We start from the raw sequence: 12,756 nt of genomic DNA on the forward strand, positions 1-12,756 counted from the left end.
GTTAATAAAAACAAGGCAATTTAGGCACTAAATGAGTGCTTCTCCCTAAGAGAAATTCTTCTCTCACCCATTAATAAAATTACCAGACCGGCCAGAGCACAAAATGCCATTACAAGCACCATTGGCAGTGTGCTGCCGTTATGAAGAATGCTTACTGCAGCAGAAGTAAGTCCACCAAGCCCCATTCTTATTGCTCCTACTAATGCACTAGCACTGCCGGCATTCTTAGAAAAAGGTGCTAAGGTTAGCGCCATGGCATTGGGGTTAGAAAGCCCATGACCAGTAAGGAATATAAATAATAAACCAATAAGGGTATACATATTCAAAAAGCCCATCACCGTTCCAGCCACCATTACTAAACCCGTAACTACCTGATAACTAATAGCTACCTTCATTACTTGTCTATTAGTAAAATGATTTAGTAAGATATGATTAAGCTGAGTAGATCCAATCATTGCGAAAGCCAAAATGGCAAAAATCCAGCCATAGGTCTTTTCGCTTACTCCATAAATATTGATAAAAACATCAGAAGATCCTGCGATATAAGCAAAAGGAGCAGAAGTGGCTATTCCACCTGCAAAAGCATAAACAGAAAACTGACGATTACTTAAAACATCCCAATAACCTCTGGCAACAGCCTTAGGTCTTAATGACAAAGATCTATCTGCCAGCTGACCTTCCGGCAAGGTAAAGTATACCCCTACCATAATCAGAGCAGTAATGGCTCCTAAAACCAAGAACACCGAATGCCATCCATAAGAAGCCACTAAATAGCCACCTAAAGTCGGAGCTACCATAGGCGAAATAGCAATCACCAATACCAGCATAGCAAATGCCTGGGCTGTTTTTTCAACCGGAAATAAATCTCTCACCAATGCCTGTGCCGCTACCATACCTGCACAGCCACCTATAGCCTGAACCAGACGCATGAATATGAGTGATTCTACAGAGTTTGTGTATGCACAACCTACTGAGGCAATGATGTAAATAACCAAACCGATGTACAATGGTCTTTTTCTGCCAAAGCGGTCAAGCAGAGGTCCGTAAAATAACTGACCGAATGAGATACCAATAAAATAACTGGTAAGCGATAACTGCACCTTATCAATAGTAGAACCCAGATCCTTCGCAATGGCAGGAAAACCAGGTAAATACATATCTATTGAAAAAGGGCTGATAGTAGACAAAAGGCCTAAAATTAATATCAGCGTAAAATATTGCAGTTTACTCATATATTAAATAATGTTACTAAGTGTATATTTAACACTAAGAAAAATAAGGTTTAAATGATGTCTAACGTAGCTCATATGATTTGGTTCAGATATTTCTATTAATCTTATTTTATTTTTCTACCCACAGTCAAAATGCATGAAAGAGTACAGAAAATTCTGCTTATTTAAGGAAATGCTCTTAATTTTGCAGCCCTAAAGAACAACCTATTAGTTATATATACATGTCGTTAAAAGAAAAGTATCCGATTTCATTGTACAACACTTTAAGTGGTCAAAGAGAGAAGTTTGAACCCCTCAATGCAGATAGTGTAGGCATGTATGTGTGTGGACCCACCGTTTACAGTGACGTCCATCTGGGTAATGTTCGAACCTTTATGAGCTTTGACATAGTTTACAGATACCTAATGTATGTAGGTTATAAGGTGCGGTATGTTCGTAATATAACCGACGTAGGTCACCTGGTAGATGATGCTGACGAAGGAGAAGACAAGATTGCTAAGAAGGCAAGAATAGAAAAACTGGAGCCAATGGAGTTAGTAAAAAAATACACTAGCGGCTTCCACAAAGTTTTAGATGACTTCAACGTTTTACCTGTGAGCATAGAGCCATGCGCTACTGGCCATATAGTGGAACAAATAGATATGGTGAAAGAGCTTATCGAAAATGGCTGGGCTTATGAGGTAAACGGATCTGTTTACTTTGATGTAGCTAAGTATGATAAGTCTCATTCATACGGAAGACTTTCCAAACGAAAAATTGAGGAACTGATGGAAAGTGGAAGAACACTGGATAGTCAGGACGAAAAGAAAAATAAAATTGACTTTGCCATCTGGAAAAAGGCTTCACCAAGCCATATTATGAGATGGAATTCACCATGGGGCGAAGGCTTCCCAGGCTGGCACCTTGAATGTACTGTAATGAGTACCAAATACTTAGGTGAATCCTTTGATATTCATGGTGGTGGTATGGATTTAGTATTCCCACATCATGAATGTGAGATAGCTCAGTCCGTTGGTGCTACTGGAAAAGATCCGGTAAAATACTGGATGCATGCTAACATGCTTACCGTTAACGGGCAGAAAATGAGCAAATCATTAGGTAACTCATTCTTACCGGAGGAACTATTCGCTGGGGATCATGAACTGTTAGACAGAGGTTTTGGCCCTATGGTAGTGAGATTCTTCATGCTACAATCGCATTATTCCAGCACCTTAGATTTTTCTAATGAAGCTCTTATAGCAGCAGAAAAAGGATATAAACGCCTGATGGAAGGTTTTAAAATATCTAAAAATCTTGAATACACTAAGGGTCAAGTAAACAATGACCTTGAAGCTTCTGTAAATCAAATGATTGATAGCCTATTTGCTAACATGGGTGATGATTTTAATACCGCAAAAACATTAGCGGTTCTTTTTGAAATCACTACACTTATGAACAACATCAAGGCTGGCAATAATAAAACAGGTGAACTTTCTAAGGAAACCTTCGAGCTTCTTATTCAGCATTATCAAGGTTTTATTTTAGATGTTCTTGGGCTAAGAGAAGAAACTGAGTCTAATAATGATTTGACCAATGGCGTTATAGAAATGCTCATTCAAGTAAGAATGGACGCTAAGGCTGCTAAAAATTATGCATTGTCTGATAAGATAAGGGATGATTTGAAAGCCCTAGGTGTTACCCTTAAGGATGGAAAAGAAGGAACAGAATTCAGCATTGATTAAAGTGATAAAGAACCTGATAAAGATGATATTCATTCTCCCTGTCAGGTTCTACCAACTCACCATCAGCCCTTTACTGGGCTCTAACTGTAGGCACTCCCCTACCTGCTCTCAGTATACTATTGAAGCCATTCAAGAATGGGGACCTATCAAAGGCATCTGGCTAGGCATGAAAAGAATTTCCAAATGTCACCCATGGGGCACCAGTGGATATGATCCTGTGCCTAAAAGGGATTCACATCCCAACTAATTCATTGATTTGAATTACCATAATTTGTAGAAACCTCTGTGGCGTTCACAACTAATTTCTGGATATTTGTTTAAACCACTAACGCTACTACCCTATGCTTAAAATAGATATGCATACTCATATTATTCCGAAGCACATGCCCAACTGGACGGAAAAATTTGGCTATGGAGACTTCATCTATTTGCAGCATCATCAGGAAGGTGTAGCCAAAATGATCAAAGGAAATCAGTTTTTTAGAGAGATTCAGGCCAATTGCTGGGATGCGGACATACGCATAAAAGAATACCAGCAGTTCAACACTCAGGTACAAGTGGTTTGTACTATTCCGGTTATGTTTTCTTATTGGGCTAAGCCCGACGATTGCCATGACCTATCCAGGTATTTAAATGACCACATTGCAGAATTAGTACATACACACCCAAAAAACTACATTGGCCTGGCCACCATACCTATGCAGGACGCTGACCTGGCCATTGAAGAGCTAGAGAGGTGCAAGAAATTGGGTTTCCCTGGCATACAAATTGGCAGTAATATCAATAATGAAAACCTTAATGAAGATCGCTTTTACCCCATCTTTGAGGCTTGTCAGGAGTTAGATATGGCGGTAATGGTTCATCCATGGAATATGATGGGTATGGAACACATGTCAAAATATTGGTTGCCGTGGCTGGTGGGAATGCCTGCTGAGACCTCAAGGGCTATTTGCTCCATCATTTTCTCAGGCATCATGGAAAAACTACCAAAATTGCGCTTTAACTTCGTGCATGCCAGTGGTTCATTTTTAGCCACAATAGGCCGTATTGAGCACGGCCACAACTGCAGGCCAGACCTGGTAGCCATTGATAATCAGGTGAATCCCAGACATTATCTTGGTAAATTCTGGGTCGACTGTATTACGCACGACGAAAAAATGTTGAAGTACGTATTAGAAACACAAGGATCAAAAAGAGTAACTTTGGGGTCTGACTATCCATTTCCGCTGGGAGATCTTGAAATTGGCAAGTTTATTGAGGAAATGGATTTATCAAAAGAAACCGTTGAAGATATATTTTGCAATTCTACTTTAGAATGGCTTAAATTGGACAAGAAAGATTACGTAGATGCATAAGCTCCTTTATTTTACTGTTGTTTTATTATTCACCGTATGCTTCTCTTCTAGCGCTCAGATAACGCAAGAAGAGAAAATACAACAAGCCCAAATGGATCGTGAGCAGGCCGAGCGCGCTGCGCTTATGCGAGTGATGGATGAAGGTGTGGAACTGATGGATAATCAGCAGTATGAAGAAGCTAACATTAAATTTAAAGAGGTTCTATCAAAGGCACGTGTAGTACCTTCTGATCTATGTTTCTATTTCGGTAAAAATTCCTTTTTCCTTGAGAGATATAGACAAAGTATTGATTGGCTTAATAAGTATATTGAGCTAAAAGGCACCAAAGGAAACTTCTACGAAGAATGCTCAGAATACCTCGAAAAAGCACAACAACAGTTCGTAGGAGTGAAAAAAGAAGAGCAAGCAGAAGCTCAAACTATCCTTTCCAGCAACTATGATATTGACTGCGGCCCCAGTGGAAAAGTTATCTGTCCGGTATGCCAGGGCAAGGGGGTAATTATAACCAAAGGCCATTTCGGTGACACTTACAAAACATGTCCTTATAGTGATGAACATGGCTACCTCACCTGTGAGGAATATAATAAGCTCCTTCGTGGTGAGCTTCAACCTAAATTATAATCTCATCGTTTTTTAGCAATTAAAGTACACCCATGGTTACTTTAATCATCATTGTCGCATCATTATGCGTAAGTGCACATTGTTAATTCTTTTGGGAAATATTAACTTTGCACCATAATTTTAAACGTCATTCTTGCAAAATGATCTTACATAATAGAATTAATGGAAAAGTCCTTAAAGAACAAATTAAGGCAAGTGATCTAGAACGCGTCACTTTATCATTCTACAAATACGTAAAACTTACGGATCCCCAATCTTTTAGAGATCAGCTGTATCAGGACTACCATAATCTGGGCGTGCTGGGCCGAATTTATGTAGCTAACGAGGGTGTAAATGCACAAATAAGTGTACCTAAAGACAACCTCGATAACTTTGAAGGCTATATGAATATGTCTGCTGAACTGAACGGGGCACACCTTAATATAGCCGTTGATGATGACGGTAAATCATTTTTTAAACTTAAAATCCAGGTTCGTAAAAAAATATTGGCAGATGGTCTGGAAGATGAATCTTTTGATGTGACGGATAAAGGTACCCACCTTACCGCAGAAGAATTCAACAAACTGGCCGATGATCCTAACACGGTAATTCTAGATATGAGAAATCATTACGAAACCGAGGTGGGTCATTTTAAAAACGCCATTACTCCTGATGTAGATACCTTTAGAGAGTCTCTTCCTATCATAGAAGATATGCTTGCAGATAAAAAGGATAAAAATCTTTTAATGTACTGCACAGGAGGTATCAGATGTGAAAAAGCCAGCGCTTATTACAAACACAATGGCTTTGAAAATGTATTCCAGCTTAAAGGTGGAATCATTGAATATGCGCGTCAGGTAAACGATCAGGAACTGGAAAATAAATTCATCGGGAAGAACTTCGTGTTTGATGAAAGACTCGGAGAAAGAATTTCTGATGATATCATTAGTCAATGCCACCAGTGTGGTAAACCTTGTGATGACCATACTAACTGTAAAAATGACGGTTGTCACTTACTTTTTATTCAATGTGAGGAATGTGCCGAGAAATATGAAAACTGCTGTTCTGAAGAGTGTGTAGATACTATCCACATGCCTGAAGAAGAACAGAAAAAGATCAGACAAGGCAAAAACAAAGGCCGACAAGTATTCAAAAAAGGACGTTCTGAAAAACTAGTTTTCAAGAAATGAAAACTACTCGAATAGGTATTATCAATGTTTCTGACAGGGCTAGCAAGGGTATTTATGAAGATATCCCTGGCAAAGCCATCGTAGAAACACTTAAAGAATATATTACTTCTGACTGGGAAAGTGAGTACGCTGTGATTCCTGATGAGCAGGATCAGCTTGAGGCTAAGATGAAGGAAATGGCAGATGAAAAATCTTGCTGCCTCATCATCACCTCTGGCGGTACAGGACCAGCTAAACGTGATGTCACTCCCGAAGCCACTGAGGCTGTTTGCGACAAAATGATGCCCGGATTTGGTGAGTTAATGAGAACGGAAAGCCTTAAATATGTGCCTACAGCAATATTATCCAGGCAAACAGCGGGGATTAGAAATAATACTCTCATTGTAAACTTGCCTGGCAAGCCAAAAGCAATCAGACAATGTCTGGATGCTGTTTTCCCTGCCATTCCTTATTGTATTGATCTAATTGAAGGTCCTTACATAGAATGCAATGAAGATGTAATTAAGATTTTTAGGCCAAAATAATACTATATGGCACGGATAAAATATTATTACGACACAGAAACCTGTAAATACGAACGGGTAAAAGTTAAAAAACAGGACATCATCTTAAATCTTCTAGGTTTAGGTGCACTTGTTTTGGCTACTGCCGGAGGTTTACTTATGCTGTTTAACAGCTATTTTGAATCCCCTAAAGAGCTGGTACTCAAAAATGAAGTAGCAGAAATGGAGTTCTACTACCAAAATCTGAATGATAAGGTAGAAGAATTAGATCAGGTACTTACGGCTTTGGAAAAAAGAGATGATGAGGTTTATAGAATTGTATTAGGATCCGAGCCTATAGATCAATCTATCAGAAATGCAGGTATAGGTGGAGTAGATCGATACATAGATATAAAGAATAAAAACCTTGTTCATGGCAAAGACATTGTGGAGCTTAGTGAAGACATCGATAAGCTTCGCAGAAAGGTTTACATCCAATCTAAGAGCTATGATGAACTGAAAGAGCTCGCCGATAACAAAGCTAAAATGATAGCTGCCATTCCTGCCATTCAACCCATTTCGAATAAAAAACTTATCCGTTTGGCTTCAGGGTTTGGTTACAGAACACACCCGGTGTATAAGGTTAAAAAGCTTCACACTGGTATTGACTTTTCTGCCCCTATTGGTACGCCTATTTACGCGACAGCTGATGGCGTAGTCTCGAGCACTCAAATTAGCTTTGGTGGCTATGGAAAGCATATTGAAATAGATCACGGCTTTGGCTATAAGACACATTACGCACACATGCACGAGTTTGTGGTGGAAGAAGGCCAGAAAGTGAAGCGTGGCCAAATGATTGGTTATGTAGGTAATACTGGGGTAAGTACTGCTCCTCACCTACATTATGAAGTAATTAAAGGTGACAAAAAGATAAATCCTATACACTACTTCTTCAATGACCTAAATGCCTCTGAATATGAAAAAATCATAGAATTGGCATCCATTGAGAACCAGTCTTTAGGAATGTAACATAAATTTAATATTCGAATTTATTGTTTGATAAATAACTATTGGCTTAATTAGCAGCACAAGAACAGAAAATGAATCTAAGCGTAAACAAATATCATCATCACCATCATCATTTCAACATCGATCTGATGCATGGGAGATATATGTTTTAGCGTAAAAATATTTTAACTAATAAAACAAAAAGGCTTACCATGTGGTAAGCCTTTTTTGTTTTAAGACCACCAAATAATCATGACTAAGAAAATTAGAATTGCCATTCAGAAATCAGGAAGACTACAAGAGCAGTCTGTGAAACTTTTAAAAGAATGTGGACTCAGCTTTAGCAATGGACCTAATCGGTTGAAAGCATCTTGCTACAGCTTCCCGGCAGAGATCCTATTCTTAAGAGATGATGATATCCCTCAATATGTAGAAGATGGCGTGGCTGATGTGGGTATTGTAGGTGAGAATGTCTACATTGAAAAACAAAAAGAAGTATCTGTAATTGAAAAGCTCGACTTCTCTAAATGCCGCCTTAGCATCGCCATTCCTCGAGAAAAAGAATATGGTGGACCTGAATCTCTAAATGGCAAAAAAATAGCCACCTCCTACCCTAACATTGTAAGGCAATTTTTAAAAGAAAAGAACATTGATGCCGAAATTCATGAGATCAGCGGATCAGTGGAAATAGCCCCTGGAATTGGTTTAGCAGAAGCCATTGTAGATATAGTAAGCACAGGCAGTACGCTTCTCAGCAACGGATTGAAGGAAGTAGAAACAGTGATGAAATCAGAAGCCGTTTTAGTTTCTACCAAAACCCTTGAACCTGAAATACAGCAGTTACTAGATAAGCTCATCTTCAGAATTAAGGCAGTCAACACCGCCAAAAACAATAAATATTTATTACTGAACACCCCTAATGACTCTATAGATGCCATCACAGCTATCTTACCAGGCATGAAAAGTCCAACTGTTACCCCACTTCAGCAAGAAGGATGGTCTTCTCTTCACTCGGTGATTAATGAAAATGACTTTTGGAACATCATTGATCAACTGAAAGATCTTGGTGCTCAGGGCATTTTAGTAGTACCTATTGAAAAAATGATTATCTAAAAAGGCATCTCTAATGAACATTATAAAATACCCCAACCAACAGGACCTTTCCCAAATACTTAAAAGACCAGTTTTTGAGACTGACTTTTTGGAGAGTACTGTGAAGAACATTATTACCAGAGTCCAGAAAGGTGGCGACCTTACCCTACTGGAATTCAATGAAAAATTTGACAAAGCCAAGCTCGAAAAGCTAACCGTTTCTGAAGAGGAGATAAAGGAAGCTTCATCACAAATATCAGATGATTTAAAAACTGCTATTAAAACCGCTGCGGCTAACATTCGTAAATTCCACGAAAGCCAAAAAAGATCAGAAGAGCCTTTGGAGACTTCTGTAGGAGTAAACTGCTGGAGAAAAGCAGTGGCTATAGAAAAGGTAGGCATTTACATTCCTGGCGGAACGGCACCATTGTTTTCTACTGTCCTTATGCTGGGTATTCCTGCTGATATTGCTGGCTGCAAAGAAATTGTATTATGCACTCCACCAGCTTCGGACGGTAAAATTGCACCAGCCATCTTATTCACTGCTCAGCTGGTGGGTGTAAGCAAAATATATAAAGTGGGAGGAGCTCAGGCCATAGCTGCCATGGCTTATGGTACAGAGAGCATTCCGAAAGTAGATAAAATTTTCGGACCCGGAAACCAGTATGTTACCGCTGCAAAACAAATGGTAAGCATGGATGGAGTGGCCATTGATATGCCTGCCGGACCTTCCGAACTTGCTGTAATTGCAGATAATTCTTGTGTTCCAGAGTTTGTAGCGTCTGACCTGCTTTCCCAAGCTGAACATGGAAAAGACAGTCAGGTAGTATTAATTTCACCAGATGAGACAGCTATAGACAGCATTATTAAAGCCATTGAAGAACAGGTGGAAGATTTACCGCGAAAAGAAATTGCCAAGGAAAGTCTCCAAAACAGCAAGTTCATTTTGGTGAAAGATATTGAAGAAGCTATGAGCGTGAGTAATGCTTATGCACCAGAGCACTTGATCATAGCTACCGAAGATGCTCCTCAGCAAGCCGAAAAGGTGGTAAATGCAGGTTCAGTTTTTATAGGAAATTACAGTCCGGAATCAGCAGGAGACTATGCCTCTGGCACCAATCATACATTGCCAACAAATGGAGCTGCCAGAGCTTACAGCGGCGTATCCTTAGACAGCTTTACGAAGCAAATTACTTTCCAGCAGGTTTCTGAAGAAGGGATTAAGAATTTAGGCCCAGCTATTGAAGCTATGGCTGAGGCAGAATTACTTCAGGCTCACAAAAATGCTGTTACTTTAAGACTTAAAAAATTGGGGCTATAATCATGAGTATCCAACAATTGGTAAGGCCGAATATTCAAGCACTTCTACCGTATTCATCAGCAAGAGATGAATTTACCGGTAATGGAGAGGTTTTTCTCGATGCCAATGAAAACCCTTTTGAAACTGAAGTTAATAGATATCCAGACCCATATCAGAGAGCCATTAAAGAAAAGTTAGCTCCAATCAAAGGCGTTAGCCCTTCTCAGATATTCTTAGGCAACGGTAGCGATGAAGCTATTGATTTGATCATAAGGATCTTCTGTGAGCCGGGGCAAGACCAGATCATTATCTCAGATCCTAGTTACGGCATGTATCAGGTATCCGCAGGCATAAACAATATCGAAGTCATTAAAGTACCACTCACTGAAAACTTTGAATTTTCTGCAAAAGAAATGCTTGGGGCAGTTCAGGATAAGACTAAAGTGGCGTTTTTATGTTCACCTAACAATCCATCTGGCAACTCTTTGGACACCTCTGAAGTTGAAGAATTTATTAAGTCATTTCAAGGGATAGTGGTAGTGGATGAAGCATATATAGATTTCGCATCCACCCCCAGCTTTACTGACAAACTAGATACCTTCCCTAACCTGATTGTAATGCAGACTTTCTCCAAAGCCTGGGGTATGGCAGGACTTAGATTAGGCATGGCCTATGCTTCGGAGGAAATTATTAGCCTATTCAATAAAGTAAAGCCTCCTTACAACATTAATACCCTTACTCAGAAAGCTGCTTTGGAAGCTTTAAATAATGAAGCAAAGGTGAAGCAGGAAATACAAATCATTTTGGAGCAAAGAGAATGGTTAAAAGAGCAACTTAGTGCTATCTCAATCACTGAAAAAATCTTTCCTTCGGATAGTAATTTCCTACTTGTTAAGTTCCAGGATGCTAAAGGATTATTTGATTTTCTAATTGAGAAAGAGATAATCGTTAGAGACAGAAGAAAAGTGAGATTTGGTGAGAATTGCTTAAGGATTACCGTAGGCACCGCTGATGAAAACAAGAAATTAATTACCGCTATCAAAACCTACCAAAAATGAAAAAAGCATTGTTTATAGATAGAGATGGAACCTTAATTTTGGAACCTGAAGATGAGCAAATCGATAGTCTGGAAAAACTAGAATATTATCCCGGCGTGTTTACTTGGCTAGGAAAAATCTGCAGAGAGATGGATTATGAACTGGTCATGATCACTAACCAGGATGGATTAGGTACAGAAACTTTTCCTGAAGACACTTTCTGGCCTGCTCATAATCGAATGCTGGAAACGCTTAAAAATGAAGGTATCGTCTTCAAAGATATTATTATTGATAGAACCAGGCCTGAAGATAAGCAGCCTACCAGAAAACCAGGGATCGCACTGCTTGGTAAATACACTGGTGGGGGCTATGATTTAGAAAAATCCTTTACTATCGGAGACAGAATTACTGATATCATTTTAGCTAAAAACCTGGGAGCTCAGGGGATTTTCATTAACGATGGCAGCTTAAAAAATCAGGTTAAGGATAATGAGGTTGAAAATAATTGCGCTCTGATAACTACCAGTTGGCAAGATATTTACGAGTTGCTACAAGCCAAGCCACGCCTGGCCAGTATCACTCGAACTACCAAAGAAACTGACATTGCCATTACCGTAAATCTTGATGGAAATGGCAGAAGTGAAATAAGCACAGGCATTGATTTCTTTGATCATATGCTGGAGCAGATTGCCAAACATGGACTGATTGATCTTAATATCCAGGTTAACGGAGATCTGCACGTAGACGAGCACCACACCATTGAAGACACCGCCATAGCTTTGGGGGATGCCGTTATTCAAGCTTTAGGCAGCAAAAAAGGCATTGAAAGATATGGATTTTGTCTGCCTATGGATGATGTACTTGCACAAGTGGCTATCGACTTTGGTGGCAGAAACTGGATTGTGTGGGAAGCTGAATTTCACCGTGAAATGGTAGGCAAGATGCCTACTGAGATGTTCTATCATTTCTTCAAGTCATTTTCCGATGCGGCGAAGTGTAATTTAAACATAAAAGTAGAAGGTGATAATGAACACCATAAGATAGAGGGCATCTTTAAAGCTTTTGCTAAAGCCATTAAAATGGCCGTAAAAAAAGACAAAGACAACTTTCAACTGCCCAGCACCAAAGGCATGCTATAAAATTTAAAATTATGCAAACAGCTATCATTAAATACAACGCAGGAAACACACAATCAGTGATTTACGCTTTAGAAAGGCTGGGAATAACTCCCATACTTACCAATGACTTTCATGAGATAAGATCCGCTGACAAAGTGATTTTCCCTGGTGTAGGTGAAGCCAGCTCCACCATGAGGCACCTTCAGGAAATGAAGTTAGATGAACTGATACCATCATTAAAGCAACCGGTTTTAGGCATCTGCCTGGGCATGCAACTGATGTGTAAGCACTCGGAAGAAGGAGATGTTAACTGTCTAAATATTTTTGACTGTGAGGTGAAAAAATTTCCAACTCAAAAAAATGAAAAGGTCCCTCACATGGGTTGGAACACACTTTACAATACGGAACATCCCTGGATAAAAAATGATATTGAGGATAAGCACGTGTATTTTGTGCATAGCTATTATGTGCCTGTGGTAGATGAAACCGTGGCTACCTGCGATTATATTTTACCTTTTAGCGCAGCATTGCAGAAAGACAACTTCTACGCTACCCAATTTCATCCTGAAAAATCGGCAGTACAAGGAGCTAAAATTATAGAAAACTTTATTAAGCTATGA

13 protein-coding genes are annotated in these 12,756 nt (G+C 39.3%); 12 read left to right on the forward strand and 1 reads right to left on the reverse strand.

The genetic code is table 11. The annotated features are described in order from the left end of the window. Nucleotides 1-20 precede the first annotated feature (20 nt). Nucleotides 21-1,232 (reverse strand): multidrug effflux MFS transporter, encoded by a 1,212-nt coding sequence (locus tag LVD16_RS21530; RefSeq protein ID WP_233770357.1) that lies wholly within the window; start codon nucleotides 1,230-1,232, stop codon nucleotides 21-23. 221 nt (nucleotides 1,233-1,453) lie between these two features. On the opposite strand from LVD16_RS21530, the gene cysS reads away from it, so the two are divergent. From cysS to hisH, 12 genes are all read left to right on the forward strand, one after another. Beyond that, nucleotides 1,454-2,953, forward strand: coding sequence for a cysteine--tRNA ligase (gene cysS / locus LVD16_RS21535; RefSeq protein ID WP_233770358.1), 1,500 nt, complete (start codon nucleotides 1,454-1,456; stop codon nucleotides 2,951-2,953). Beyond that, nucleotides 2,919-3,200 carry a membrane protein insertion efficiency factor YidD gene (yidD, locus tag LVD16_RS21540; protein WP_306309362.1) on the forward strand — a complete coding sequence of 94 codons (282 nt, stop codon included), beginning with the start codon at nucleotides 2,919-2,921 and terminating at the stop codon, nucleotides 3,198-3,200. Before cysS ends, yidD begins: the two co-directional genes overlap by 35 nt. 94 nt (nucleotides 3,201-3,294) lie before the next feature. Continuing rightward, entirely contained in the window at nucleotides 3,295-4,308 is a 1,014-nt protein-coding gene (locus tag LVD16_RS21545; RefSeq protein ID WP_233770359.1) for an amidohydrolase family protein, read from the forward strand. Further along, nucleotides 4,301-4,930 (forward strand): hypothetical protein, encoded by a 630-nt coding sequence (locus LVD16_RS21550; protein ID WP_233770360.1) that lies wholly within the window; start codon nucleotides 4,301-4,303, stop codon nucleotides 4,928-4,930. Before LVD16_RS21545 ends, LVD16_RS21550 begins: the two co-directional genes overlap by 8 nt. A gap of 140 nt (nucleotides 4,931-5,070) precedes the next feature. Further along, nucleotides 5,071-6,099, forward strand: coding sequence for an oxygen-dependent tRNA uridine(34) hydroxylase TrhO (trhO, locus tag LVD16_RS21555; protein ID WP_233770361.1), 1,029 nt, complete (start codon nucleotides 5,071-5,073; stop codon nucleotides 6,097-6,099). Then, nucleotides 6,096-6,623 (forward strand): molybdopterin adenylyltransferase, encoded by a 528-nt coding sequence (mog, locus tag LVD16_RS21560; RefSeq protein WP_233770362.1) that lies wholly within the window; start codon nucleotides 6,096-6,098, stop codon nucleotides 6,621-6,623. Before trhO ends, mog begins: the two co-directional genes overlap by 4 nt. A 6-nt stretch (nucleotides 6,624-6,629) precedes the next feature. Continuing rightward, the gene (locus LVD16_RS21565) at nucleotides 6,630-7,610 is read left to right on the forward strand and encodes a M23 family metallopeptidase (protein ID WP_233770363.1); all 981 of its coding nucleotides are present in this window, start codon (nucleotides 6,630-6,632) and stop codon (nucleotides 7,608-7,610) included. A 231-nt stretch (nucleotides 7,611-7,841) separates the two neighbouring features. Beyond that, the gene (gene hisG, locus LVD16_RS21570) at nucleotides 7,842-8,702 is read left to right on the forward strand and encodes an ATP phosphoribosyltransferase (RefSeq protein WP_233770364.1); all 861 of its coding nucleotides are present in this window, start codon (nucleotides 7,842-7,844) and stop codon (nucleotides 8,700-8,702) included. Nucleotides 8,703-8,715: 13 nt separating this feature from the next. Then, a complete protein-coding gene (gene hisD / locus LVD16_RS21575; protein ID WP_233770365.1) occupies nucleotides 8,716-10,002 on the forward strand; it encodes a histidinol dehydrogenase in 1,287 nt (428 codons plus the stop codon). A 2-nt stretch (nucleotides 10,003-10,004) separates the two neighbouring features. Then, nucleotides 10,005-11,039, forward strand: a complete 1,035-nt coding sequence (gene hisC, locus LVD16_RS21580; RefSeq protein WP_306309363.1) for a histidinol-phosphate transaminase — start codon at nucleotides 10,005-10,007, stop codon at nucleotides 11,037-11,039. After that, nucleotides 11,036-12,157: a bifunctional histidinol-phosphatase/imidazoleglycerol-phosphate dehydratase HisB gene (gene hisB / locus LVD16_RS21585; protein ID WP_233770366.1), complete on the forward strand. Its 1,122-nt coding sequence runs from the start codon at nucleotides 11,036-11,038 to the stop codon at nucleotides 12,155-12,157. Before hisC ends, hisB begins: the two co-directional genes overlap by 4 nt. A gap of 11 nt (nucleotides 12,158-12,168) precedes the next feature. Beyond that, complete coding sequence (hisH, locus tag LVD16_RS21590) at nucleotides 12,169-12,756, forward strand: imidazole glycerol phosphate synthase subunit HisH (RefSeq protein WP_233770367.1); 588 nt, start codon at nucleotides 12,169-12,171, stop codon at nucleotides 12,754-12,756.

This window comes from Fulvivirga ligni, from assembly GCF_021389935.1.
GTDB lineage: Bacteria > Bacteroidota > Bacteroidia > Cytophagales > Cyclobacteriaceae > Fulvivirga > Fulvivirga ligni.